This window comes from Amycolatopsis sp. cmx-11-51, assembly GCF_047608665.1.
Taxonomy (GTDB): domain Bacteria; phylum Actinomycetota; class Actinomycetes; order Mycobacteriales; family Pseudonocardiaceae; genus Amycolatopsis.
In genome coordinates this window covers 326,186-351,645 of record NZ_JADNQO010000003.1, presented here as the reverse complement: position 1 = coordinate 351,645, position 25,460 = coordinate 326,186, and the positions used below count along the sequence as shown (strand labels likewise).

The 25,460-nt window shown below is 68.3% G+C and carries 24 protein-coding genes; 10 read left to right on the top strand and 14 right to left on the bottom strand.

The features are described from left to right. Positions 1-13: 13 nt before the first annotated feature. The 3 genes from ACM6LU_RS15095 to ACM6LU_RS15085 form a co-directional block, all read right to left on the bottom strand. Positions 14-1,315, bottom strand: coding sequence for a cytochrome P450 (locus ACM6LU_RS15095; protein ID WP_414938288.1), 1,302 nt, complete (start codon positions 1,313-1,315; stop codon positions 14-16). A gap of 93 nt (positions 1,316-1,408) precedes the next feature. Further along, positions 1,409-2,059, bottom strand: a complete 651-nt coding sequence (locus ACM6LU_RS15090) for a DUF6073 family protein (RefSeq protein WP_414938287.1) — start codon at positions 2,057-2,059, stop codon at positions 1,409-1,411. A gap of 37 nt (positions 2,060-2,096) precedes the next feature. Further along, positions 2,097-3,416, bottom strand: coding sequence for a HEAT repeat domain-containing protein (locus tag ACM6LU_RS15085; RefSeq protein WP_414938286.1), 1,320 nt, complete (start codon positions 3,414-3,416; stop codon positions 2,097-2,099). A gap of 235 nt (positions 3,417-3,651) precedes the next feature. Between ACM6LU_RS15085 and ACM6LU_RS15080 the strand changes: the two genes are divergently transcribed. Beyond that, a complete protein-coding gene (locus ACM6LU_RS15080; protein ID WP_414938285.1) occupies positions 3,652-4,941 on the top strand; it encodes an ABC1 kinase family protein in 1,290 nt (429 codons plus the stop codon). Beyond that, positions 4,941-6,116 carry an SDR family NAD(P)-dependent oxidoreductase gene (locus tag ACM6LU_RS15075; protein ID WP_414938284.1) on the top strand — a complete coding sequence of 392 codons (1,176 nt, stop codon included), beginning with the start codon at positions 4,941-4,943 and terminating at the stop codon, positions 6,114-6,116. The genes ACM6LU_RS15080 and ACM6LU_RS15075 overlap by 1 nt, the downstream gene beginning before the upstream one ends. A 513-nt stretch (positions 6,117-6,629) precedes the next feature. Here ACM6LU_RS15075 and ACM6LU_RS15070 read toward each other — a convergent pair. The 4 genes from ACM6LU_RS15070 to ACM6LU_RS15055 form a co-directional block, all read right to left on the bottom strand. After that, positions 6,630-7,316 (bottom strand): winged helix-turn-helix transcriptional regulator, encoded by a 687-nt coding sequence (locus ACM6LU_RS15070; RefSeq protein ID WP_414938283.1) that lies wholly within the window; start codon positions 7,314-7,316, stop codon positions 6,630-6,632. A 256-nt stretch (positions 7,317-7,572) separates the two neighbouring features. After that, on the bottom strand, positions 7,573-8,439 hold the full coding sequence (locus tag ACM6LU_RS15065) for a helix-turn-helix transcriptional regulator (RefSeq protein WP_414938282.1): 867 nt from the start codon (positions 8,437-8,439) through the stop codon (positions 7,573-7,575). A 56-nt stretch (positions 8,440-8,495) separates the two neighbouring features. Next, on the bottom strand, positions 8,496-9,365 hold the full coding sequence (locus ACM6LU_RS15060) for an SRPBCC family protein (protein WP_414938281.1): 870 nt from the start codon (positions 9,363-9,365) through the stop codon (positions 8,496-8,498). Positions 9,366-9,451: 86 nt separating this feature from the next. Further along, positions 9,452-10,612, bottom strand: a complete 1,161-nt coding sequence (locus tag ACM6LU_RS15055; RefSeq protein ID WP_414938280.1) for an FAD-dependent monooxygenase — start codon at positions 10,610-10,612, stop codon at positions 9,452-9,454. A 255-nt stretch (positions 10,613-10,867) separates the two neighbouring features. On the opposite strand from ACM6LU_RS15055, the gene ACM6LU_RS15050 reads away from it, so the two are divergent. After that, positions 10,868-11,860 (top strand): ATP-binding cassette domain-containing protein, encoded by a 993-nt coding sequence (locus ACM6LU_RS15050; protein ID WP_414938279.1) that lies wholly within the window; start codon positions 10,868-10,870, stop codon positions 11,858-11,860. Further along, the gene (locus ACM6LU_RS15045) at positions 11,857-12,690 is read left to right on the top strand and encodes an ABC transporter permease (protein ID WP_414938278.1); all 834 of its coding nucleotides are present in this window, start codon (positions 11,857-11,859) and stop codon (positions 12,688-12,690) included. The genes ACM6LU_RS15050 and ACM6LU_RS15045 overlap by 4 nt, the downstream gene beginning before the upstream one ends. 37 nt (positions 12,691-12,727) lie before the next feature. Here ACM6LU_RS15045 and ACM6LU_RS15040 read toward each other — a convergent pair whose 3' ends face one another. The 3 genes from ACM6LU_RS15040 to ACM6LU_RS15030 all read right to left on the bottom strand — a co-directional run bounded on the left by ACM6LU_RS15040 (position 12,728) and on the right by ACM6LU_RS15030 (position 15,115). Continuing rightward, a complete protein-coding gene (locus ACM6LU_RS15040; RefSeq protein WP_414938277.1) occupies positions 12,728-13,630 on the bottom strand; it encodes a sucrase ferredoxin in 903 nt (300 codons plus the stop codon). Further along, positions 13,627-14,823 (bottom strand): cupin domain-containing protein, encoded by a 1,197-nt coding sequence (locus ACM6LU_RS15035; RefSeq protein WP_414938276.1) that lies wholly within the window; start codon positions 14,821-14,823, stop codon positions 13,627-13,629. Before ACM6LU_RS15035 ends, ACM6LU_RS15040 begins: the two co-directional genes overlap by 4 nt. 82 nt (positions 14,824-14,905) lie before the next feature. Then, positions 14,906-15,115 (bottom strand): hypothetical protein, encoded by a 210-nt coding sequence (locus ACM6LU_RS15030; RefSeq protein WP_414938275.1) that lies wholly within the window; start codon positions 15,113-15,115, stop codon positions 14,906-14,908. A gap of 166 nt (positions 15,116-15,281) precedes the next feature. Here ACM6LU_RS15030 and ACM6LU_RS15025 point away from each other — a divergent pair, with 166 nt between their 5' ends. From ACM6LU_RS15025 to ACM6LU_RS15000, 6 genes are all read left to right on the top strand, one after another. After that, positions 15,282-17,357 carry a catalase gene (locus tag ACM6LU_RS15025; protein WP_414938274.1) on the top strand — a complete coding sequence of 692 codons (2,076 nt, stop codon included), beginning with the start codon at positions 15,282-15,284 and terminating at the stop codon, positions 17,355-17,357. A gap of 14 nt (positions 17,358-17,371) precedes the next feature. Next, positions 17,372-18,367: an acyl-CoA dehydrogenase family protein gene (locus tag ACM6LU_RS15020; RefSeq protein WP_414938273.1), complete on the top strand. Its 996-nt coding sequence runs from the start codon at positions 17,372-17,374 to the stop codon at positions 18,365-18,367. Further along, positions 18,364-19,644 carry a PIG-L family deacetylase gene (locus tag ACM6LU_RS15015; RefSeq protein WP_414938272.1) on the top strand — a complete coding sequence of 427 codons (1,281 nt, stop codon included), beginning with the start codon at positions 18,364-18,366 and terminating at the stop codon, positions 19,642-19,644. Before ACM6LU_RS15020 ends, ACM6LU_RS15015 begins: the two co-directional genes overlap by 4 nt. Then, positions 19,641-20,336 (top strand): glycosyltransferase, encoded by a 696-nt coding sequence (locus ACM6LU_RS15010; protein WP_414938271.1) that lies wholly within the window; start codon positions 19,641-19,643, stop codon positions 20,334-20,336. Before ACM6LU_RS15015 ends, ACM6LU_RS15010 begins: the two co-directional genes overlap by 4 nt. A 173-nt stretch (positions 20,337-20,509) precedes the next feature. Continuing rightward, positions 20,510-20,869: an STAS domain-containing protein gene (locus ACM6LU_RS15005; RefSeq protein ID WP_414938270.1), complete on the top strand. Its 360-nt coding sequence runs from the start codon at positions 20,510-20,512 to the stop codon at positions 20,867-20,869. After that, positions 20,866-21,840: an anti-sigma factor RsbA family regulatory protein gene (locus ACM6LU_RS15000; RefSeq protein WP_414938269.1), complete on the top strand. Its 975-nt coding sequence runs from the start codon at positions 20,866-20,868 to the stop codon at positions 21,838-21,840. Before ACM6LU_RS15005 ends, ACM6LU_RS15000 begins: the two co-directional genes overlap by 4 nt. A 14-nt stretch (positions 21,841-21,854) precedes the next feature. Here ACM6LU_RS15000 and ACM6LU_RS14995 read toward each other — a convergent pair whose 3' ends face one another. From ACM6LU_RS14995 to ACM6LU_RS14980, 4 genes are all read right to left on the bottom strand, one after another. After that, positions 21,855-22,862, bottom strand: a complete 1,008-nt coding sequence (locus ACM6LU_RS14995; RefSeq protein ID WP_414938268.1) for an acyl-CoA desaturase — start codon at positions 22,860-22,862, stop codon at positions 21,855-21,857. A gap of 244 nt (positions 22,863-23,106) precedes the next feature. Continuing rightward, on the bottom strand, positions 23,107-23,892 hold the full coding sequence (locus ACM6LU_RS14990) for a GAF and ANTAR domain-containing protein (protein ID WP_414938267.1): 786 nt from the start codon (positions 23,890-23,892) through the stop codon (positions 23,107-23,109). Between the two features lie 29 nt (positions 23,893-23,921). After that, positions 23,922-24,632 (bottom strand): GAF and ANTAR domain-containing protein, encoded by a 711-nt coding sequence (locus ACM6LU_RS14985; protein ID WP_414938266.1) that lies wholly within the window; start codon positions 24,630-24,632, stop codon positions 23,922-23,924. 28 nt (positions 24,633-24,660) lie between these two features. After that, positions 24,661-25,431 carry a GAF and ANTAR domain-containing protein gene (locus tag ACM6LU_RS14980; protein WP_414938265.1) on the bottom strand — a complete coding sequence of 257 codons (771 nt, stop codon included), beginning with the start codon at positions 25,429-25,431 and terminating at the stop codon, positions 24,661-24,663. Positions 25,432-25,460 lie beyond the last annotated feature (29 nt).

Genomic DNA, 25,460 nt, shown 5'->3' with positions numbered 1-25,460 from the left:
TCCGGTATTGCGCTTACCTCCGCCGATACCTGATCGCACAAGGCGAGCCGGGCCGGGTCACACCGAGATCGAAGTCCGACGGCGGGTCCGCGTCCAGCGGCGTGAGTTCGTACCGGGACAGCAGCGCGCCGAGGATCGTGGTCACCTCCGCGGTGCCGAAAGCCTGGCCGGGACAGCGATAGAAGCCGCCGCTGAACCCGATCAGCGCGTGCGGACGGCGTTTGTCCTCGGCCCGATCGGGTGCGAACCGCTCCGGGTCATATCGGTCGGGCTCATCGAAGATCTCGGGCAGCCGGTGCGCGACGCCGGGGCACAGCATGGTCATCCAGCCCTTCGGAACGCGATAACCGTCCACTTCGTACTCGATCGCGGTCATCCTGGCGTAGTGGCCCATCACCGGCCGCAACCGCAGCGACTCCTTGAACGCCCAGTCGAGCCTCGGCACGCGGGCGACACCCTCGTCCAGTTCGCGCACCACGGTGCCGAGATAGCCGGGGTTCCGCAGCAGCTGCACCAAGGTCCACGCGGCCTGCGCGGCCGTGGTGATGTAGCCGGTGAAGATGGTGCACAGCGCCATGCCGATCTGCACCTCGTCGCCCTCGGCGCGCAGATCGCCGTCGTCGACGAGGGTTTGGAGGAAGTCGGTGTGCCCGCCGGGGTCACGCCGTCGCGTCGCGAGCACCGGGCGGAGCATTTCGGTGAGCAGCCTGCGGGCGCGATCGCGGCGGAAGAACTTGGGCAGCGGCAGGTTCGGCGGCAGGATGAACTCCATGCCCCTGGCCAGATCCACCAGCAGCGGCCGGAACTCGTCGACGCGCGCGCGAATCTCCGGCCCCATCAGCGTGCTCGCCGCGATCCGCATCACCAGCGGTTCGAGAGTGTCCCAGAGATCGAACTCGCCGTGCTCGCCGAGCCCGTCCAGCCAGGTCTCGACCTCCTCGGCCATCACCCCGGTGTAGTGCGTGAGCCTGCCGCCCTGGAACGCCGACTGCAGCAGCGAAACGTGCCTGCGCCTGCGCTCGAAGTCCTGTGCGGCCAGCATGACGTCGCCGAACATCGGCACCACGAACTTGTAGAGATCGGGCACCGACAGCGTCCGGTCGACCTCCTTGAAATAGAAGTCGTGGTACTCGGGCCCGATCAGCACGACGCCCTTCTGCGGGCCGAGCTGGATGCCGAACACCGGGCCATAACGCTCGTACGCGCGCATGAACACGGCGAAGTGGTCCCGTCGCCATTCGATCAGGCTGCCCAGCAGCGGCAGCCCCTTGACCATCGGCGGTGTACTCCGCCGTCCGGTGGCCGGCGCACCCATACCGTCTCCTGCCTCACGAAACCCGGAACCGCGGTGTTCCCGCCACGAAACCGAGGCGGGAACACCCCTGACCGGACCCTTGATGGGACGCCGCTACTTGGCCGCCAGCTCCTCCGGCGAGAGGTACCCGCCCATGTTGAAGCGCAGGCTGGTCACGTAGGCCACCGGCTGCTGGTCGAGATGCCTGCTGTCGTGCAGGGGCAGCATCCGGTAGATCTGGCCCTTGCCCGGCGCGCCTGCGGGCGGGATCTGCCGCACGTCGTCGATGGTGAGGATGATCGGCTCCTTGTTGACCAGCTTCATCCCCAGCTTGGGCATGTCGAAGATCGCGCCGACCGCCATCCGGCACGCCTTCGCCGACGGTCCTTCGCCGGCGTAGGGGTCGAACGGGGTGCGGATCTGCCCGGTGGACAGGCAGTCCGGGTTCAACGTGACGGTGATCCGGCCGAGCTCCTCGCACTCGCCGACCATCTTCATCTCGATCAGGTTCGTGTACACCTCGGCCTTGGACCACTCCCGCGAGGTCGGCTCGGAGCGGACGACCCGCACCCAGCCGTCGAAGGGAACGGTGTACTCCCCGACACCGGGCACCGCGAAGGTGTCGATGGAGTTGATGCCGAGGTTGTCGATACCGGGGTCGGGGGCGGTCCAAGGAACCACCTTCGCACCGGCATACACATTGGGTACGCCTTCGGTCGTGACCGGACGGCCATAGATCACGGACGGCTTCGTGGGTGTAGCCATCATTGCCTCTCAGAGTTGAACGGAGTCGGAAAGCCCGTCAGGGCAGCAGGTTGGTGTAGTCGCAGCAGGTCTGCCCCGCCTTGTCCGGGATCCCGTCCTGGTCCGAGTCGATCTCGCCCTCCGCGGTCGAGTACACGTCGCGGGAGTTCAGGTCGATCACGCCGTCGCCGTCCCAGTCGTTCAGCTTGCCCTTGAACGTGCCGAGGATGAACGCGTTGGTCATCGGGCCGACCTCGGGATCGTGCAGGGTGGACAGCACGCCGTTGCCGGGGGTGAGCACCTCTTCCAGCGGCCTGCCCGCGATCCTGGCCAGGTTCACGTGGCCCCAGCCCTGGAAACGACCGCGCACGTACCGGATCGCGGCCTCCTCGCGCACCTGGAACTTCGGCTCGAGGTGCCAGGTGCCGTACCGCGCGAAGCCGATGTTGGCCTGCCGCACGCCCTGGCTCGGGTCGTCCGCGCGGCCCGACTTGAAGAAGGTCCTCGGCACGAGTGACTCGAAGAAGAAGTTGCCGCGGTCGCGCCTGGTGCGGTCGGTGAACCCGCGGAACAGGTAGTTGTCGCAGTGCGGCGAACCGTCCTTGTGTAGTCCGGAGATCGTCTTCGCGATCACCAGCTGACGTTCGCGGGTGCTCACGTTCGGGCAGGCGTGCGCCTGGCCGTAAATGCGGGCGAGTCCCTGTGGTGCCAAGGAGATCTTGCCCCAGTGCGTGTTGCTCTCGTCCAGCCGGACGTAGAGGTCGCAGTGGATGAGCAGGTAGATCGTCTCGTCGAAGGTGCGGCCAGGGGTGTAGAGGCCGGGCCTGTCGTCGAACGCCGGATCCCCGGTCTGCAGCTCGGAGATGAACAGTTTGGCCCACTCGGCGATCTCGGGATCATCGTCGGTGAGGAACTTCTGCAGGGTGGTCACCGCGGTGGCGCCACCGAGCTTTTCGATGGCCCACAACGCATCCCAGCGCAGCTCGCGGTTGGTGTCGTGGCGGGCGGCCTCCTCCAGCAGTTCGATCGCGTCGGCGTGGTCGCGGTCGGCGTACTCGTAGAGCGCCTGTTCGCGCATCACCGGGTCCGGATGCCGCAGGGCCTGCTCGCGCAGTTCCCCGTTGCTGCGGTTGTCCAGCCGGATGGCGACCCGGTCGAGCGCGTACCCGAAGTCACTGGCCCACGCGGCCGGATCCCCCGCGACGAAACGAGGATCGACGTTGCTCAACGTGGTCCGGTACGCGAAGTTGAGCGCGTCTCGCTGTTCCGTGCCCAGATCGTCCAGCAGGGCGGGCTCGGACGGGACGGCCTCGGCCCACGAACCGGGGCCGCGCTCCGTTACCAAGTCCGGGGACTTGTTGCAAAGATCGATAGCCATCGCGGCAATCCTTCCCGTCTCCATGGATCGGTACCAGCAAAGTTAGGCGTCCGTACCGTGCCGCACCTTCTCGCAGGTTGCCGCTGTCCGTGTTCGCGCAAGTTCCCCCTGCTGTCAAGGAGGTTCGTCACTCGGACGGCGGTCGCCCCCACGGCGGCCCGCCGCACACCATTACGGGAACACTTCATGCGCGTAGAGCTTCCTTGCCATCCCTTCGGCCCGATGGGGGCGATCAGTGGGCACACTTCCGTTGACCGGCCCCACGACGGTGGGCTGGGGCAGAATGCTGGGCCGGGCAGGCACTTGGGCGGGCACCGCCGCGCGGCACGGCACCGTCGGCGCGGCGGAGTCCTTGCGCCGTAGGCTGAACCGGAACGGTCCGCAACCGGAGCGGGACAGGCTCACCACCATGCTCGTCGATCTGGGGCCGACGTTCGTCAAGGGCGGCCAGCTCCTCGGGACCCGCCAGGACCTGCTGCCGCCACAGCTGTGCGCGGCGCTCGGCCGCCTGCACGACCGCGTCGACCCGATGACCCGCGCGCAGGCGGAGGAGGTGTGCGCGCACGCGTACCGGGAAAGAACTTGGCCGTTCAAGGAAATCGACTGGACGCCGGCGGCGAGCGGTAGCATCGCGTGCGTGTACCACGCGCGATTGCACGACGGCCGCGAGGTGGCGGTGAAGGTGCGCAGGCCACGGATCCGCGAGCGCATGCACGCCGATTTCGCCTTGCTGGGCAAGGGCGCCAGTGCGATCCAACGGGTGCCCGGAATGCGCAAGGTACCCGCCAGGCGGATGGTCGACCAGGTCGGCTTCGCGGTGCTGCGTCAGCTCGACCTCGACGCCGAGGCGGCCGCGCTGACCTCCCTGCGGGCCAACCTCGCCGGGCTGGAGTACTTCAGGATCCCGGAGCCGCTCCCGGAAGCCTGCGGCGAAGGCGTGCTGGTGATGGAGTATCTCGAAGGGCTCGGCCGGTTCGGCCCCGGCGAACTCACCAGGGAAGAACGGCGCACGCTGGTCCGCAAGGTTCTGCACGGCGTGTACCAGATGCTCTTCCTCGACGGGCTGGTGCATTGCGACATGCACCCGGGAAACCTCTACCTGACAACGGATTCCGAGGTCGTCCTGCTGGACGCCGGGTTCGTGGTGCGGCTGGACCCGGTGGTGAAGCGGCAGTTCGCCGAATTCTTTTTGAACATGTCGATGGGCCGGGGCGAGGAATGCGCCGAGGTCGTGCTCCAGAGCAGCGAGTACGTGCCGCCGGACGCGGACCTCGAAGGCTTCCGCGCCGGGATCGTGGAGCTGGTCACCGCCGCGCACCGGCGGACCGCCGGCCAGTTCCGGCTGGCGCCGTTCGCGACCAGGCTGTTCGACCTGCAGCGGCGATCCAGTGTCGCCGCCGCGCCCGAGTTCGTGTTCCCGCTGGTCTCGCTGCTCGTGCTGGAGGGGATGATCAACGAGTTCGATGTGGACGTCGATTTCCAGGCGGAGGCGATCCCGACCCTGCTCACCGCGTTGCGCACCTGATGCCCGCCTTCCTCTCGCGGCGGATCCCGGTGCCGCCAGGCGAGTTCCGGCGCCGCTGCTGGCACCTCATCGGGCCGGACACGCACCCGGTCGCGGCCGAACTCCGCGCCCGGTCGGCGCCACCCGGTTCCGCCGGTGGCACGGCGATCCTTCTCGGCGCGGAGTTCGGCTGGGAGGACAACGCGAGACTGCTCGACGGGATCGCCGCGGCCCGACGTGACGGCGGCAGGCTGGCGCTGGTGCACCTCGGCGCGGGTGGCGCCAGCCTGCTGCGAGCGGCGGCCAAGGAAGATCCCGCGCTCGACGTGCGATGTGCGGAGCTTTCCGCCGAGCCGTCCGCGCGGGCGATCCGGGTCGTGGTGTCGCTGCTCAACTCCGAAGGCGCGTTCCCTTCGCCTGCGCAGGTGGACGACGCCGGCCGGATCACCACCACCGACTGGCGCCCTGCCGAGCTGCCTCCTGTCTTCGAGGGAAGAGCCCGGACGGATCGCTCGGTCGTGGTCACCGGCGGCCTCGGCGGCCTGGGGCTGCGCGCGGCCGCAGTACTGTCCAAAGTGTACGGACTGCATCCGATCCTGATCGACGTCCTCGAACCGGCGCAGCTGCCCCAGTCCTCCGCGAGGCACCTGTCCGGACTGCGCGCGACCGTGCTCACCGCGGACGTCACCGACCGTCACGGGATCGCACGCCTTCTGTCCACAGTGGACGCTCCCCCGGTCGGCGCGGTGGTGCACTGCGCCGGGCTGCTCACCGGTGGCCCGGTCGCGACCACGACCACCACGGCGCTCGTCCGCGCGCAGCGGGTGAAGGTAGCCGGTCTCGAAGCCGTACTCGCCGCGATCGACCCGGCCGAACTACGGCAGCTGATCACCTTCGGCTCCATCACCGCCGAGGAACCACACCGCAGCCTCGGCTGTTACGGGCTGGCCAACGAACTTCTGCGCAGATCCACCATCAGAGCCGCGGCAGGACTCCCCCGATGTTCGACCGTGGCGGCCCAGTGGTCGCTGTGGAGCGGGGCGGGAATGGCACAGCAGGCGGGCGCGATCCGGCAGGCCCGGCGCATGGGCATGACGCCGTTGCCACTACGCGCGGGCATGCACGCCCTCGTTCGCTTGTTCGGCTGGCCACCGGGCCCCGCCGAAGCCGCACCCGTCCTCCTTCGTGGCGGCTGAAAACACTTGCTCCGGGCTACTTGAGAGAGAGCGAACGTGGCGTGCGACCACCCCCGTGCACGCCTCCACTCGACCGTGAATGCCTCCTTGCCTCTACTGAGGTCAGGGTTCCGGCAAAGTCGCGGAGCTGCTGGTCAGCGCTGCTGGTGGCAGTTCGGGCTTGACATTTCTGGTGCCTGCAAGGGCCGAGTGGGGAGAGCATGTCCCTGAACCTCTGTTGATCAAGCTTCGCGACCGGATCCCCCCGCGACGATGGAGGAATGGAGACACTCGACGCCCCCATTCCTCCATCGTCAGCCCCCACAGCGACGACTGACCGCCTGACCTACAAGACCTCGACTTTGCCGAGACCCTGACTCTGAAGGTAGGCAAGGAGGTCTTCACGGACCTGCCGATGTGATTCCTGGTGACACAGGAACAACCGTGACACCAGAGCACCGCTGCCGCTGTCTCCAATGAAGCATGGGGACATCAGCCACACGGCGCCGAACCCGACTCGCGACCGCCTGACCCTCAGGCTCCTCGGGCGCGGGAGAGCGGGGGCTTGGCGGACAGGCCGATGAGCCGGGTACAGCGCTGCACCGCGTCCGGATCGCCGTCGATCTCGAGCGCGCCCGCGACGAGCGCGTCGAACGGGCTGAGCATCCGCGCGCCGATCCGGATGAAGGTGGCCGCGGTGGTGCCGACCACCATGACCGGATCTGTCGCGGCGCCGCGGGCAGCGGTCGCCTTTCCCGAGCGCACGGCGATGTGGAACACCTCGTCGTCCACCCGGAACTCGTAGCTCTCGTCCACTTCGGGCACTTCGGCCGGGTCGATCATCGCTTGCACGGCCAGGAAACCCCACGCCGACCGGCTGGCTCCGTTCACGGCGTCGTCCTCGGTGAGGAACTGCATTCCCCATTTCGCCAGGCCGAGGATGGACGGCAGCAGCGAGGTGCCGAGTCCGGTGAGCAGGTACCGCTTGCCACGGCCGTCCCCCGGCACCGGCTCGGTCCGCACCAGGCCGTGCTCGGCCAGCAGCCGCAGCCGATCGGTGAGCAGGTTGGGGCCGATCCCCGGCAGGTTCTCGCTCATCTCGTTGAACCGGACCGGCCCGATCAGCAGCTCGCGCAGGATCAGCAGGGTCCAGCGTTCGCCGATGACGTCGAGCGCCGCGGCGAGCCCGCAGAACTGCCCGTAGTAGCGCTTCTCCGCCAAGTACCTTTCACCTGACCCAGGTTGACCATACGAGTTGGTAGTGAGGTAAGGCAAAGGTGTCGTATTCGAGCGCCGTGTCGACGACCCTCACCACCACCGGATACGAAAGGGGGTGTGTGGAAATGGGGACACTCAACGTCCCCATTTCCACACACCCCCTCAACCGACGCCACCTTTGCCTTACCTCTCGATAGTAGTGAACCTGGGAGGGATTCTACGCCCGGCGGACACACGTGAGCGGAACCGGCGAAGAACGTTACGCGCGCGGAGAGCGCGGCCGGGGCATCGGAGTGTCATGTAGCTGCGCGGCCACCACCAACGGCAGCGCCAGCACCATCGGCGGGTCGAGCTGCCGACGCGGCCGGACCCGCAGGGAGAACGTCGAGTGCGTGAGCGCCACCCCGCCGGAGATCCGCACCGGTACCCGGCTCGCGGCGAAGTACCCCCGGTCCAGTTCGTCGACCATCGCTTCGGCCACGGTGACGGACGGCGGGAAGCACATCGCCAGCGGGTAGTACTCGCCGTCCGGCAGGCCACCGAACACCGCCATCCCCGGCACCTCGGGGATCGCGCACGCGGCGGGGGCCTCCTGAGGGATGCCGGAGGAGAACAGCCCGACCACGGCGAACGCGTCCGTGCCGTCCCCGCCGGTGATCGTGCCGGTCAGCTGCACCGGGTCCGGTTCGACCAGCACGGACCGGAGATCGGCCAGCACGGCCGCGAACGGCTGGTCGGACCATGCGGTGACCAGCGCGCGGAACCGGCGTGGGGGCACCCCGACCAGCCGGGTGAACTGCGAGGTGAAGGTACCGAGGCTGGAATAGCCGACCCGCATGCAGATGTCGGTGACGTTCACCGAACTGTAGGCGAGCATCCGCTTCGCCTCCGCCATCCGCCACGCGGCGAGGAACCGGGCCGGGGTGGACGCGGTCATCTGCCGGAACACCCGGTGGAAGTGGAACGGGCTCAGCAGCGCGGACTGTGCGAGGTCGCGCAGGGAAAGCTCGTCGCCGACGTTCTCGCGCATCATCCGCACCGAGCGCAAGACCGCTTCGATCCGGTCCTCGGCGGTCTGGTCGGTGGCGCAACCCGCCGACTCCAGTGGGACCCGCTCTCCCTTCATGGAGAATCCCCCAATTGTCTCTCCCGCCCGGGGATCGGGCGTCGATGGTGCCGTCGTCAACGGACTTCGGCGAGGCCACGAGCCTGGTCGAGCGCGGCCACCCAGGCCGCGGTGAACCGGCGGCGCAGCAGCAGCGCCCGCCGGTCGGGGAGTTCGAGCGCGCGCCAACCGCTGTGGGAGAAGGAAAGCCGGTTGCCCGCCACCGTGACCCGGCACCGACTCCGGGCGGCCGCGCCGGGGATCTCGATCGAGAACCGCAGCCCTCCCGGTTCCTCGCTCCAGTCTTCCACCCGGAACCGGCGCGGCCCCTCGTCGTCGACGATGAAGAACCAGCGCGGGACGAATCCGTCGCTCGCGATCGGCAACCAGCGCGACAGGGTGTCCTGCTGAAGGGCCGCATCGGCGGACGAGGGCAGGTCGACCGAGCCGTCGATGTCGTCACGCCATTCGTAACGGCAGGATTCACCGGTGGCGAGATAACGCGCCAGGCGCTGGAAGAAATCCGTCCAGCCGGTCAGCAGTTCATCCGATTCCGCCGGGGTCCGGTGCGGGTCGCGGTCCTCGACGGCGATTTCGGTGCCGTCCGGCACCACCTTCGCCGTCCAGCGGATCCTCGCGATCGGCGAGAGCCCGAGAAAACGCCATTCGAAATCGATCACCCGGCACTCGGTGACCTCGTGCGTGAGCACTTCGAAGAAATCGCCGTCGCCGAATTCGATCCGGTCTCGCCTGCCCGGCAGCCACGGCCCGCCGATTTCACCGAACCAGCGAGCCAGCCGCACCGGGTCGGCCAGTGCGAGCCAAGCCTTCTCGACCGGCACGGTGACCTTGAGCCCGACCCGGACCACTCCCGGTTCCATCACCGAACACTCCAGTACCGGACCGTCCACCTCGGCCTCCCCGGCGGCCTCCTGCTGATCGGACACGGCTGCTGGGAACACCGCCTGGAACGACCAGAATCACCATATGTTCTTTTAGCATCCTACTGGCCGAACCCAATCAGTACCATCACTCATCCATACGAATCACCCGGGCGTCGGTGATCATTTTCCGGTCCCGGAGGAAAGGTGAACAGACGCTCCAGCCGGGCCAACTGCGCGCGTTCCGGAGCGAAGCTCATCAGCTTTTCCCGCAGCAGGCACGCCAGCGGATTGCGCCACCCGCCGATCCGGGCGAGCATCCGGGCCTGCGACCACGCGGCACGCGCACGACGCCGTCTGCGCCGTTCGTACTCCGCCAGCGCCGACTCGATCCCCGCGCCGCCACCGAGACAATCGGCCAGCACCGCGGCGTCCTCGAACGCCTGCGAGGTGCCCTGCCCCATGTTCGGCATGCTCGGGTGCGCCGCGTCGCCCGCCAGCACCACGCTGGCCACGCTCCACGCGCGCAGTGGCTCACTGTCGTAGATATCGGTCGCGGTGATCTCTTCGCTCCCGGTCGCGGCGAGCAATTCCGGAATCGGCGGGTGCCAGTTTTCGAAGAAGGCGGGCGGCCTCGATTCGCGCGCACCTTCGACGGCGGGCGCGGACGCGAACCAGTAAACCCGGCCTGCCGGCAGCCGCCAGATTCCGAATTGACTCGGCCCGCCCATCGAGAGCACCCCGGGAAACGGCGGCAGCTCGAATTCGATCGTCGCACGCCAGACCGTGAAACCGGCGTACCGGAGCGGCTCGGCCAGCCCGATGCCGTCCCGCACGGAAGACCGGATGCCGTCGGCGCCGACTACGAGATCCGCGCGCGCCTCGGTGCCGTCGGCGAAATCGGCCACCGCGCGCCCGGCTTCGGTGCGCGCACCGACGCAGCGGACGCCGAAGATGGGGCGTTCGCCGAGCACTCCGGTGAGCGCTTCGAGCAAATCCTTGCGGTGCATACCCACTCCGCGTCCACCGATCGTGTCCATGACGGGCCCGGACACCTCGTAGAGGGACCGGCCCGCCTTTGACCGCATCGAAGTACCCGGTGCCGGCATCGCCCCCGCACGCACCGCGGCCCCGGCGCCGATCGCGTCCAGCGCGCGAAGACCGTTGGGCCACAAGGTAAGTCCATTGCCGGGCCGCGGCTCGGCCGCTCGCTCGCGGACCTCGACCCCGAACCCGGCCCGGCGCAGCGCGATCGCGGTGGCGAGCCCGGCAGGCCCGGCGCCGATGACCATCGCGGTGCGGTCGTGTGTCACGAAAGCCCTCCTCGCGCCACGACGAACTTAAGACCACCCATACGGGTAACACTTCTCTCCCATTGCTGGGGAAAGGGGCGGTTGCGGACCGGAATAGCAATCTCGAAGAAGTTCTTCTCCGACGCCGGAAAAGATCGTTTCTGCCACTCCGGGGGCGGCTGTGCCGTGCGATCCGGTTTCGGTACCTTGGGCATCCGCGTAGCGAGCCGGTTACTCAACGCCGAAGGCCCGCGCTGACATTTTGGGAGTTTCGCCTTGTCTTCGAATACCGCTCTCGCGATAGAAACCACCGGACTGGTGAAGAGATTCGGCGACACCACCGCCGTGGACGGGGTCGACCTGGTCGTCCGGCCCGGCGTGGTGCACGGCCTGCTCGGGCCGAACGGCGCCGGCAAGACGACCACCATCCGGATGCTCGCCACCCTGCTGCGCCCGGACGCCGGTTCGGCGCGGGTGTTCGGCCACGACGTGGCCACCGAACCGGACGCCGTGCGCAGCAGGGTCAGCCTCACCGGGCAGTTCGCCTCCGTGGACGAGAACATCAGCGGCTACGAGAACCTGGTTCTGGTGGCGAGGCTGCTCGGGCACTCCAGGGCGGCGGCCAAGGCCAGGGCGACCGAGCTGATCGAGGCGTTCGACCTCACCGAGGCCGCCGGGAAGCAGGCGGCCAAGTACTCCGGCGGCATGCGCCGCAGGCTCGACATCGCGGCGAGCATCGTGGTCACCCCGGACCTGCTCTTCCTGGACGAGCCGACGGCGGGGCTGGACCCGCGCAGCCGCAACCAGGTGTGGCACATCGTCCGCGAACTGGTCGAGGCCGGTACCACGATCCTGCTCACCACCCAGTATCTCGACGAGGCCGACCAACTGGCCGACCGCATCGCGGTGCTCGACCACGGCAAGACGATCGCGGAGGGCACCAGCGCCGATCTGAAGTCCTCGCTCGGGTCCGGCGCGCTCCGGGTGCGGCTGAAGGACCCCAGCGAGCGCCCCGAGGCCAAACGGCTGCTCGACCTCGCGCTCGGCGTGCCGATCACCCTCGACAGCGAGCCGACCGCCCTGTCCGCGCAGGTTCCGGACCCGGACCGGGTGGCGCCCGCGCTGGCGATCCTGTCCAGCTCGGGGATCTCCGTGTCGGACTTCTCGCTGGGCCAGCCGAGCCTCGACGAGGTGTTCCTCGCACTCACCGGTCACCCCGCCGAAGCCACCACCGAAGACGACGTCGACAAGGAAGAGGCAGTCCGATGACCGCGCCCGAAGCCACCGCCGTCCCGGACACCAAACTCCGCGGCGCGCTCGCGGCGCACGACCGCCCGTCCCGGCCGAATCCGATCTACGCGTCACTGACTTTCGCCTGGCGCGCGATGCTCGGCTTCAAGCACGCGCCGGAGCAGCTGAGCGAAGCCGTCGTCATGCCGTTCATGTTCGTGCTGATGTTCACCTATCTCTTCGGTGGCGCGATCGCGAACTCCAGCGGCGAATATCTGCACTACTTCCTGCCCGGCATCCTGGTGATGACCGTACTGATCATGACCGTGAACACCGGTGCCGCGCTGAACGCCGAAATGGCGAAGGGCATCTTCGACCGGTTCCGTACTTTGCCGTTCTGGCAGCCGGCGCCGATCGTCGGGGCGCTGATCGGCGACATCGTCCGCTACACCTTCGCGATCGTGCTGACCGTCGGGCTCGGCCTGCTGCTCGGCTTCCGGCCCGACGGCGGTTTCGCCGGCGTCGTGCTCGCCATCCTGGTGCTGCTGGTGTTCGCGTTCAGCGTGGGCTGGATCTTCACCACGCTCGGCATGCTGGTGCGCAAACCGGAGTCGATCACGAACACCAGCATGATGCTGCTGTTCCCGCTCAGCTTCATCAGCAACATCTTCACCATGCCGGAGACCATGCCGTCCTGGATGGCCGCGATCGTGCGGGTGAACCCGGTCAGCCACGCCGCGACGGCCGTGCGCGGGCTCATGCACGGCACCGCGACGGCCGGTCAGATCGTGCTGGTGCTGATCATCTCGGCTGCGCTCGTCGTGGTGTTCGGCTCGCTGACCATGTTGCTCTACCGCCGGAAGAGCTGACCGGGCTCCGCGAGCAATGCCTCGAGTCGATCTTCGCCTACCCAGCCTGCCGGGGGTGGAAACCCGGGTACTGCATGCCCTGCGGCTCGAACAACCTGATCCTGCTCGCGGGCTCCGAAGCGCAGGTGAGCCGGCGGTCCACCGGGACGTATCGTTCGCGCAGGTACACCGTGCAGCCGGGTTCGGCGAATTCCACCCGCCAGTCGGAGCCGCTGACGCGAACGTCCTCGACCAGGCGGAGAGCGTCGATTCCGGTGGTGCCGGTGGCCACGCGGGCATGATGCTGGGCCGCTTGAACGATCTGGTCGAGCGAAGACCTCCCACGGAGGAACTCCGTGCCGAGCGTGCCACGCAGATACCGGTGGACGAGGGCGCCCGCCTCGTCCGGCCGCACGCCGCCGAAGGTGAAACCGTGCGGCAGCACCACCATCGAGGGAGCGAACCGGCAGCCGCCGAGGTGACTGCACTCCCAGGTGGCGTCGGGGAATTCTTCGGCGAGTGCGGCCGCGAGCGAACGACCGCGGACCGCGCAACACGTGTCGTGTTTGCCATGAACGCACACGAGCACCAAAGGCCCTGGCAACACGTCCCCCGGTGCGGACGGGACGAGGGAGAGCCCGGCGGCGTCGGTGAATTTCCCGGTTCGGATCTCTTCTTGGCCGGGGCGCGCGTCGATCCTGAACCAGCGAGAGGGCCGAACCCGGGCCTCAGGACGGCGGTTGCGCCGGCGCACCAAGGCGATCCGGCCGTTCACCCGTGCCGCCCAAGAGGTCAGCGAAGCGACCACCCCCGGATCGAGACCGGACTCCTTGAGCGCGAACCTCCCCCACGGACCCGGATGCTCGATCAGCAGCCACTGCTCCGCCGGCGAGGCCGTGCCTTCACCGGGATCGCCCGCGGAGTCGGCTAGGTCCGCGCACCGGCCCGCCGGCGCGGTCATGCGCTCGCGGCCATCAGCACGCCTTCCCGGAGCAGGCGGCGCACGAGCACGAGCTGGTCGGTTCGGTCCATCCCCGGTATCTCCCCCACGCACCACGTTCTGCCGTCGAGCAACGCCGACAAGGCTGTCAAGGTCGAATCGGGTAGCGAGAGGTGCCGATCCTGGAGTTCGAGGACGACCTCGCCGGTCCCAGTGTCACGAACGCGGAAACGCAGGCCTTCGCGGCGCCGCACGGAGTCTCCCTCGCCGAGGTTCAACACGAACGTGGCGGCGGCGACCGGGGGCAGGGGCTCCGGTCGGTTTCCCTTCCACACCCTCTCGCGAACATGCCTCGCGACATCCTCACTCGGCACGGTCCGCAGCGCGGCGATCAGATCTTCCCGGACGGATTCGAGATGGCCGTCCAGCCTGCCCGGATCGGCGACGTCGATTCCCAGTGGCAAGGTGGCACGTAACCGTTCGTCGGACGCGACGAGTGCGGCGAGCGCTTCCACCACGGCGAATCTCGTGACGACGTGGACGCCGACGGTCAGATGCGCGGAAACATCGCCGAGCGCGGTCGCCGAGTGAAGCCAGCCGCGGGGCAGATACATCACGTCGCCGGGTTCGAGGACTTCGTCGATGACCGGGGCATCGTCACGAGCCCGAGCGGCGACCGCGTCGGCATGCTCGCTCCAAGGCTGGTCGCGCAGCGGCGCCGGGTGGACGGGCTCGTGGACCTTCCAGTGCTTGCGGCCCGCCAGCTGAAGGACGAAGACGTCATGCACGTCGTAGTGGGCTGAAAAGCCCTGTGACGACGGCGGCGTGATGTAGGCGTTGACCTGCGCCGGGTGACCGAGCTCGTCGGTCAGGCGGGTGGTGAAGTCGATGATGCTCGGCCAGGTGCGGTGCAGGGCCTGCAGCACGATGGTGCTGCCTTCGGCGAAGAGAGCGGCGATCCGGTCGTCGCGGACCTGATCCCCGATTTCGGCGCCGACCCCGCCACCCTCGGTGAACGAACGGGAATCGACCACCGATCCGTTCCGCGCCAACCGCAGGAACGGCGTACGCAACCCTCGGCGGGACAACATCTCGTCGACCCCATCGAGGTCGAGCAGATCCCCGAAGCCGCCGCCGGTCCGCCGCAACAACGGCTCACGGCCCCAGTGCCGGGAAGAGAACTCCTCGACGTCGGAACCGACCAATCGGGCCAAAACACCCTTCGGAGCGCGGCCAGCGACCGGTACCGGGAGGCTTTCGCCGCCTCGCCCGGTACCGGTGGCCGGTTCGCTCAGCTCAGCTCGCGCCACTGTCCGCGCCGCCGTCGGCGCCGCCGTCGTGCTGGCCGACAGTGCCCTCACCGGCGCCGGAGTCGGCCGGACCTTCGGCACCGCCGTCCGCCCCGCCGTCGTGCTCACCGGGAGTCCCCTTGCCCGCACCGGAGTCGGCCGGGCCTTCGTTTTCCTTGTCCGTCGTGGTGGAGATGTCGTCGTCGTTCAGGCTCACGTCAGTTCCCTTTCGGATGATCCGGATGCGACACCCGGGTGACTACCCCCGACTGGCACCGCGCACACCTGTGGCTCCTGACACGAAAGAGCTTTCCGGCGGAATCGCATAAAAAAGGCCAGGGCGGGGTATACGCGGCGCACCACCACTCTCGGCAAGGAGAATCATGCCCCCGAAACGTCAGCGCGAGCAGACAGCACCGGCCGAAGACGAATCGAACGCGACGGTCGGCCGGTCGGGTGAGGGGCAGCGTGGGAACTACCTGACGACGGCTCAAGGGGTCCGGCTGCCGGACACCGACCACTCGCTGAAGGCAGGCCCGCGAGGACCGTCTTTGATGGAGGATTTCCACCTCCGCGAAAAAATCACCCATTTCGACCACGAACGCATCCCGGAACGGGTCGTCCACGCGCGGGGCGCGGCCGCGCACGGCACTTTTCGCGCCTACGGCAACGCGTCTTCGGTGACCAAGGCCGGTTTCCTGGAGAGGGGCCGGGAGACTCCCGTCTTCGTGCGGTTCTCGACGGTACTGGGATCGCGGGGCTCCGCGGACACCGTCCGGGACGTCCGCGGGTTCGCGGTGAAGTTCTACACGGACGAGGGCAACTTCGATCTGGTCGGCAACAACATGCCGGTCTTCTTCATCCAGGACGGCATCAAGTTCCCCGACGTCATTCACGCGGGCAAGCCCCATCCTGACCGTGAAATCCCGCAGGCGCAGACGGCGCACGACACTTTCTGGGACTTCGTTTCCCTGCACACCGAAGCGACGCACCACGTCATGTGGGCCATGTCCGATCGCGGGATCCCCCGCTCCTATCGGACCATGGAGGGCTTCGGGGTGCACACCTTCCGGCTGGTCGACGCCGAGGGCGGGACCAGCCTGGTGAAGTTCCATTGGAAACCGGTGGCCGGGGTGCACTCGCTGGTCTGGGAGGAAGCCCAGATCGCCGCGGGCGCCGATCCCGACTTCCACCGCCGGGACATGGCCGACGGCATCGACGCCGGGGCGCCGTTGGAATACGAGCTCGGCCTGCAGGTCCTGCCGGACTCCGACGACGAGATGTTCGAGGGGATCGATCTGCTCGATCCGACCAAACTCGTCCCGGAGGAACTCGCCGAGGTCCAGCTGGTCGGCAAGCTCACCCTGGACCGGAACCCGACCAACTACTTCGCCGAGACCGAACAGGTCGCCTTCCACACCGGCAACCTGGTGCCGGGCATCGAGGTGACGGACGACCCGCTGATGCAGGCGAGGCTGTTCTCCTATCTGGACACTCAGCTCACCCGGCTCGGTGGCCCCAATTTCACCCAGCTCCCGATCAACTGCCCGCATGTGGCCGTGAACGACAATCTGCGTGACGGGATGCATCAAACTCTCATTCACCACGGGCAGGCCCCGTATCTGCCCAACAGCGTCGACGGCGCTCTGCCGACGACGGCGACGGAAGCCGAAGGCGCCTACGTCCACCGGCCCATCGAAGTGGCGGGCCCGAAGATCAGGGCCAACCCGGTGTCGTTCGACGATCACTTCTCGCAGGCCACGCTCTTCTGGAAGAGCCTGTCCGGGATCGAGAGGGTCCACGTGATCGAAGCGTTCACGTTCGAGCTCGGGAAGTGCTTCGCACAGACGATCCAGGCACGTGTCCTCCAGTCGCTCGCCCGCGTCGACAGCGAACTCTGCGCGGCGGTCGCCGCCGGACTCGGGCTGCCCGCTCCGGAAGGCACTCCCGCCCGAGACGTCACCCCGTCGGCCGCGTTGTCACAGATCCCCACGGGCCCGGGCCCGATCACCGGCCGCATCATCGGGGTCGTGGCGACTCACGGGTCCGACCTCGGCGGGATCGGCAAGCTCCGCCGGACCGTCGAGGCTCAAGGCGCGATTCTGCGAGTTCTGGCGCCGGCCGGCGGAACACTGAAGCGAGGACGCGGGCAACTGCCGGTGGCGAGGACCTTCCTCACCGCCCGTTCCATCGAGTTCGACGCGGTGGTGGTCGCCGGCGGTACGGCCGGCTTGCACGACATCAAGCTGACCGTGCTGTTGCAGGAGATGTTCCGTCACTGCAAGGCCATCGGCGCGTGGGGTGACGGAGTGCGAGTGCTGACCGACGCCGGGATCGACGTCGGCGCGCCGGGAATCGTGCTCGCCGACGAGGTCGCCAAACCGTTCTCCTCGGAGCTGGTGAACGCCGTGGGGCTGCACCGCGCGTGGGAGCGGGCCGAACAGGTGATGAACGACTGAGGAATCGCACTTCGATGAGGACCTTGCTCGAACCGACCGCACCGGAACCTTTGCCGGGGCCGCGATCCGTCGAGACCATCACCACCATGGTGCGGCTGTTGATGGCGAACGGCGTTCTCGACCTGCCACGCCCCGGCGAGGGCGACACATGGGGCCGTTGGACGACACTCGCCGGGCTCGGGCGCCGCGATCTGGTGCTCGGGCGGCTCGCCGAAGGCCACACCGACGCCCTCGCGATCCTCGCCGAAGCCGGTCGTGAACCCGTACCGGACGCGCTGTACGGCGTCTGGGCCGCCCGGTCCGGCGGTACCGGCGCGGTCGTCGTGGGCGGCGCCCTCACCGGTACCGTCCGGTTCTGCTCCGGCGCTCAGGTCCTCGACCGCGCCTTGGTGGTGGCGGAGTACGAGGACGGTCCGCCGATCCTGCTCGAGATCGGCCTGGACGAGCCGGGCGTCCAAGCACTGCCGGAAACGTGGCAGGCGATCGGGATGGACGCCTCCGACAGTGGTGACGTCCGGTTCGACGGGGTCCCGGTGACCGCGGCCCATATCGTCGGCGAGCCGGGCTGGTACGTGTCCAGGCCGGGGTTCGCCCTCGGCGGAGCGGGCGTCGCCGCGGTGTGGCTCGGCGGCTGCGCGGCCGTCGTGGACTCGGTGACGGCGTACCTGCTGGCCCGGGGCGCGGCGGACGACCACCAGTACGCCCACCTCGGCGCGCTCCACACCGCGATCCACCAGGCCGACGCGCTGCTCGTGCGGACAGCGGGCGACATCGACACCAATCCGGACGAGGACCTGACGCTGCTGACCGGACTCTGCCGGGCCGCCGTCGAGCACACGGCCCGGCAGGTCCTCGACCGCGCGCCGGAGATCACCGGGCCGACGGCGCTCTGCCGCGACCGGCGGCTGCCACAGCAGCTGGCCGACCTGATGGTCTACGTCCGGCAGCATCACGGTGCGCGCGACCTCGCCGCTTTGGGCGTCGAACTGGTGAAGGACGGGCGGCGATGAGCACGGGCCCGTTCCACCCCGAAGCGGGCTGGCGTGACCTGGCGCGGCTCCCGCCGTTCCCCGTCGAGGACGTCCGCCGCGTCTGTGTCGTCGCCGCACACCCGGACGACGAGACCCTGGGTGTTTCCGGGCTCCTCCAGCGTCTGCACGCCCGTGGAGCCGAGATCCGGCTGGTCGTCGCCACGGACGGGGAGGCCGCGTTCCCCGGGTCGTCGGCCGCCGAGCGCCAGGCTCTCGGCGCGCGGCGTCGAGCCGAACTCCTGGAGGCGCTGCGGTGCCAGGGAATGGGCGACGTGGAGCCGGTTTGGGTTGGTCTTCCCGATTCGGCGCTCGTCGAGCACGAGCCCGAACTGGCCGACGTCGTCCGTGTGGTCGCCGCGGACAGCGAGCTCTGTCTGGCACCGTGGCCGGAAGATCCCCACCCGGACCACCGCGTGGCGGGCCGGGCCGCGTTCCGTGCCGCGCCGCTGGGCGCGCACCGGTGGTCCTACCCGATCTGGCTGTGGCACCTGGTGGCGCCGGACGACCCGGCCATTCCCTGGGCCCGGGCCGCGGAAGTCCGGCTCGACGACGCGACGGTGGCGGTCAAGGCGAAAGCCGTCGAGGTCTTCCGGTCACAGCTGGAGCCCGGCCCGAGCGGCGAGGATCCGATCCTGACGCCGGCGGTGCTGGAACATTTCGCGCGCGACCGGGAGATCCTGTTCCACGAACCGAGGACGACATCGACCCCGGTGAGCAGATTCGAGACGCTCTACCGCGAGCCCGATCCGTGGACGATGGACAGCTGGTACGAGCGTCGCAAAAGGACGGTCGCCTTGGCCGCCCTGCCGCGCGAGCGATACGCCTTCGCCGTGGAACCCGCCTGCGGCACGGGCGCGCTGACGCTGGAGCTCGCCGGTCGCTGCGACCGCGTCCGCGCGTTCGATCCGGTGCCTGCCGCTCTGTCGATCGCGCGGGATCGCTTGGCCCATCTGTCCACTGTGGAGTTGTCCGCGGGTTCGCTCCCCGGCGATGTACGAGGCCCGGCGGATCTGGTGGTGCTGAGCGAAATCCTCTACTACCTGAGCGAAGCGGATCTGATGGCGACGCTGGACCGCACCGTGGCGTCACTGGGACCGGACGGGCAGGTGCTGGCCGTGCACTGGCGCCCGCAAGCGCCTGACGCGCCCCACCACGGCTTCGAAGTCCACGCAAAGCTGCGGGCGCACCCAGGTCTGCGGAGCCTGGTGACGCACAGCGAGGACGAGTTCCTGGTCGACGTCCTGGAACGCCGTTGATCACGTCCGTGGGCGTGCTGATTCCGGCGCGCGACGAGGGAACCGACCTCCCGGCATGCCTGCGCGCGCTGGCCGTCGCCCTGCGCGAACTGCCTCCGGAGCTGGAGCGCCGTGTCTGCGTGGTGGCCGACCGTTGCCGCGACGACACCGCCGAACTGGCCAGGGGTGCGGGAGCCGAGGTCCTTGTCAACACTCGCGACCTGACGATAGGAGCGACCCGGGCGCTGGGCGCACGGCATCTGCTTCGCGGTCTGGATCATCACGCCTCGGCCCGCACCTTGTTGCTGAGCACGGACGCGGACACCGTGGTCGACCGCGACTGGGCGGTCCGGCATGTCCGCAGGGCGGACGCGGGCTGGGACGCCGTGGCCGGAACGGCGAAGCTGAACGCCCGGTTGGCGGCCACCGCGCAGCCGCGTTACGAGGCCCGGCTGGCCACCGTGCGGAGCCCGGCGGGTCACGGGAACGTCTACGGAGCCAACCTGTCGATCAGGGCGAGCGCCTATCACGCGGTCGGCGGCTTCTTCCCGATCCGGACCGCCGAGGACCACGACCTGTGGCGCCGCCTCGCCAACGCCGGATTCCGGCTGGCCTATGCCGAGGAGGCGAAGGTGATGACGAGTGCCCGGTTGGACGGCCGGGCGCCGGACGGTCTTGCGACCCTGCTGCGCGCGCTCGCCAGTGCTTCGTGAACCATCCACCCGCATGGAACCGAGGCGACGGTGAGCATCTCGCCCAGGCGCGAGCACGAACCCGGCCGGGCTCCTCCTGGTCAGTTCGCTGTGCGCGCAGCGGATCGGATTCCACCTACGCCTAAGCTGTCCTGTACAGCGGGAAGTGTCAGGCTTGGCGGGAGGGCAACGACGTGGAGAACGCCGCGGTCTCCGGCGGTCAGGACCACGACCAGCGAGACGACGACCTCGGGTTGCGGATATCCGACCTGCCCGGAGCGAGTGGGATACAGGTGTCGGGAGCGATCGACGTCACGACCCGGGCGACGTGGGGCAAGAGCCTGGGCGTCCTGGTGACAACAGGTGGCACCACCGTGGACTTGTCCGGCCTGACATACACCGACGTCCATGGGGTAAGCGCGCTGGTCGAAGCCGCCCGCCAGGCCCGGGCGATAAAGATTCGGCATCCACCAGAAAACGTGCAGAAGGTTCTGCGCCTGTTCTGGCCGGAGGAATCCGAGCAACTCCTCAGCGACGATGGCAGGCCACGATGAACCCGACCACGACGGCGACAGCCGACGACCCGTTCGTCCATCCCGCGCTGTTCTACCAAAGCCCGGATGACTACCTCGCGGGCACCATCCCGTTCATCCGGCAAGGCCTCCGTGCGGGAGAGCCGGTCGCGGTGTCAGTGCCCGGCCCCAACCTGGAATTGCTCCGCGCCGCGCTGGGCCGAGACGCCGAGCAGGTCCGAATGCTGGACATGACCAAGGAAGGTCGCAACCCCGGCCGGATCATCCCCGGCGTCCTCCGCGCATTCGCTGACACGCATCCCACCAGGCGGGTCCGTATCATCGGCGAGCCGATCTGGGCCGACCGTTCGGAGCTGGAATACCCGGCCTGCGCCCAGCACGAAGCCTTGATCAACCTCGCGTTCACCGGCCGTGAGGTCACTATTCTCTGCCCGTACGACACCACACGTCTGGACGCGCGCACCCTGGCGGACGCCGAGACCACCCACCCGGTCTTGGTCGATACCGCCGGTGAGCGCACCAGCACCGTCTACGACCCCGACCGCATCATCACCGGATACAACACACCGCTGCCTGAGCCTGTCGCCCCGGACACGGTCACCGCCATCGACGCTGTCACAGGCGACGCAGCCTCCCTGTCCCAGGCCCGCGCCTTTACCCGCGAACAGGCACAACGGGCCGGGTTCGCTCCGGACCGGATCGGGGAAGTCGAACTCGCCGTAGCCGAACTGCTGGGAAACAGTATCGACCACGGCGGCGGACAGGGGCGGCTGCGCATCTGGCGTGAGGAAGATCGGCTGGTCTGCGAAACCCACGACGCCGGTCACCTCACCGACCCCCTGGCCGGACGACACCCCGCCCCACCTGGACAGTTGCGCGGCCGCGGACTGCTCTTGGTCAACCATCTGGCCGATCTCGTGCGTATCCACACCGGGCCGCGTGGCACCACCATCCGAGTCTGCTTCATCGACCCGCCCAGGGTGCCGAACTGATCCGGTCTCGGGCATCAGTCCCCGTGCGGGTTCAAGACCGGGCGTCTCCCGAGCCCGCGCGGTGACATCCGGTAGCCGGGGTTGAGTTTGCGGCCGAGGCGGTCGGCCTTGGGCCAGCGGACATCGGTCGCCCAGCGCGCCTTCTCGAACAGCCAGATCAGCCGCGCGGAAATATCCAACTGACCACGCCGGACACCATGCCGGGCACCGGTCGGATCAGCGTGATGAGAGTTGTGCCAGGACTCACCCATCGACGCGATGGCCAACGGCCAGAAATTCGCGGACTTGTCGCGAGCGGCGAACGGACGATCACCGATCAGGTGACACAACGAGTTCACCGACCACGTGACATGGTGCAACAACGCGACACGGACCAGACTCGCCCAGAAGAACGCGGTCACCGCACCCCACCAGGACATCGTGAGCACACCACCGAGCACAGCGGGCGCGACCAGCGTGACCACGGTGAGCACCGGGAACAACCTGTCGATCCGGGCAATGTCCCGATCGGCCAGCAAATCCGGGGCGAAACGCTGAGCGTTGGTCTTCTCCCGGTCGAACAGCCAGCCCATATGGGCGTGCCAGAAACCACGGGCCAACGCGGCCGGACCAGTGCCGAACCGCCACGGCGAATGCGGATCACCCTCACGATCGGAGAACGCGTGGTGACGCCGATGATCGGCCACCCAGCCGATGACCGGACCCTGCATCGCCATACTGCCGGTAACCGCGAGCGCGACCCGCAGACCACGAGTGGCCTTGAAAGCCCCATGAGTGAAGTACCGGTGAAACCCGACCGTCACCCCGAGACCTGTCAGGAAATAGAACCCCGCGGCCAGACCCAGATCCACCCAACCAAGCCCCCAACCCCAAGCAAACGGAACAGCCGCGGCCAGCGCCAGCAACGGCACCACCGCGAACAGCTTGACGAGAAGATTCTCGGTACGGGACTGCTCCCCGGACAACATCGGCTGCGGTGCTCGATGCTCCTGCTTTCGGGGATATTCCAGTGCTTGTGTCATAGAGATTGCTCTTCCAGAGTCGTGTTCTGACGCCAGGGGCCGGGGCGATCACACAAGGGTGTACCCGCTGATAGCGGGCGGAAAACTGGTTCACGAGCGTGTGCCCTCCGCGAGCGGGGTCGCGGCCCGCCCTGCCTTCACGTTCGCCGGGAAGCCTTTCAGCGGTGAACCAAGTCACGTGTCAGACGACTACTTCCCCGGCTTACCCCGCAAGAAAGCAGTGAGACGCCCGCGACAATTCCTCTTACCGTAGCGGGCTTCGCCTGGGTTGCGGGTGCTTCAAGATCGCGGTCAGGTCCGCGGTGCGTCCGGAGACCGCGTAGGCGAGTTCGGTCAGCCGGTGGTGGTGGGTGCGGGCGTAGCCGCGCAGCCGCGTGAACGCCTCGTCCATCGTGACCTGGCCGTGCTCGGCGAGCACACCTTTGGCCTGTTCGATCACGACGCGGCTGTCCAGCGCGGTTTGCAGTTGCTCGGTGAGCTGGTCGCCGCGCTGGATGCTGCGCTGCTGCAGGATGCCGATGGTGGCGACGTCGGCAAGAGCTTGCCCGAGTTCGATGTCGTCGCGATCCGGCCCGCCGGTACCGATGTTCAAGAGCGTCATGACGCCGACGACCTGGTCCCGCAGCCGCATCGGCAAGGCTTGAACGGCGCGGAACCCGCACTCCGTCGCCGCCGCGGAGAACCTCGGCCAGCGGTGCGCCTCGGCAGGCAGGTCCGCGCTGGACACCGGGGCGCCACCGCGGACACAGTCGATGCACGGCCCGTCATCGGTCTGCACCGCGAACAGCTCCAGCAACTCGGCCCGTTCCGAGGAGGTGGCCGCGACCCGCAAGCCGCCACTGGAGTCGAGCAGGATCACGCCGACCGCGGAGACACCGAGCAGGTCGACGCACTGCTCGGTGAGCATGCTCAGGAAGTCGGCGATGTCGAAGTCGGCCACCAGGGTGTCGGCGAGGCTGACGAACGTGCGGGACACCTGCCTTTCCCGATCACGCGACGTTTCCTGCAACGAGTCGGGAGTCTGAGACATGAGCTGCGCTCCTCTGTCTTTTCGCGGGGTCACGACCGAGTGACGTCGGCCGTGCCGGTCAGCAGGGCGTGCGGGTCCAAAGACGTGGTCGCGACGTCTCGCGCGATTTCGGACAACCGCCGTCGGTGCGCGTGGGCATAGCCGCGTAACGCGAGGTACGCCTGGTGCATGTCCAGCCCACCGGCTTCGGCCAGCACACCCTTGGCCTGTTCGACGACGGTGCGGTGATGCAGGGCCGCTTGCAACTGCTCGGACACGATCTCGTCGTGCAGGATCGCGCGATGCTGCAGGATCCCGATGGTGGCGATGTCGGCGAGTGACTGACCCAAGGCGACACTGGCGTCGTCGATGGCCACCGGGTCGGTGCTCAACAACGTCAAGGCGCCGATGACGTCGTCACGTAGCCGCATCGGCACGGCGCACGCGGCACGGAAGCCCGCGCTGACCGCCGCGGGCGCGAATTGGGGCCACCGTTCAGTCTCCGCGGACAGATCAGCCGTGGACACCGCCTTGCCACTGCGGACGCAGTCGAGGCACGGTCCCTGCCGGGTTTGCGCGGCGAAGACCTCGACCAGGTCGGCCTGCTCGGACGACCCGGCCGTGGGCCGCCATCCGCCGCGCTGATCGGACAGGATCACCGCGGCGGCGTCGACGTTGAGCAAGTCGACGGCCCGTTCGGTGAGCAGACCGAGGAAATCGAGCACGTCGAAGTCCGCGACCAGCGTGTCCGCCAGCGACACGAATGTATCGGCGACTGTTTGATCCCGGTCAGTGGGCATCTCGTGGGCCTCTCCCTCGCTGCGCATGGTTGCCGTCCTCGTTGTCGGTGAAGCGCAGGGAACGCTCGACGACCTGCTGGGCGACCTCGGCCAGGGGAACATCATGGGTGAAGGCGTAGCCACGGAGTCGCATCAGCGCCACCTCCGTGTTCGAATTCAGCTGGACCTGCACCATTCCCGCGGCCTGATGCACCTGCACATGCGGATCCGCCAGCCAGCTCACATCCTCGACACTGTGCCCGTTCAGGTCATCCACCACCCCTTGCGTGGCCAGATCGGTCAAGATCAGCGCGTCAGCCAACTCGACCCGCGTCAGCGGTCCGACCTTGTCGCGATAGAGATCCAACGATCCCAACCGCGCCACCCCGACCTGCAACGGGAACGAGAACACCGCCGCGGCGCCCAGCTCGCACGCCGCAGGCGTGAACGCCGGCCACCGCGCCACCTCCGCCGCCAGATCGGCGACCAGCACCGGCCCCCCGGTGGCGAACGCGTCCAGGCACGGCCCCTCCCCGACAGTGAGCTGCAGATCTTCCAACCCCGCGCTCACCGTATTCGTCGCGTGCACCAGACCACGACTCTGACGACCATCACCATTGCCTCTTCCAGCGGGTATCTCAGCCAGAACAGTCGCCCCTGCGCCGGTGACGGACAGTTCCACCACACATCGACCGCATGTCAGGCTCACCACCGAGGCGGGATTGGCGGCACGGTCGGCGGCCAGCAGCGCCTGCAGCCGCTGACGCCGGTTCTCCACCATCGGTCCTCCCTGGCGCTCGACACCCGCAC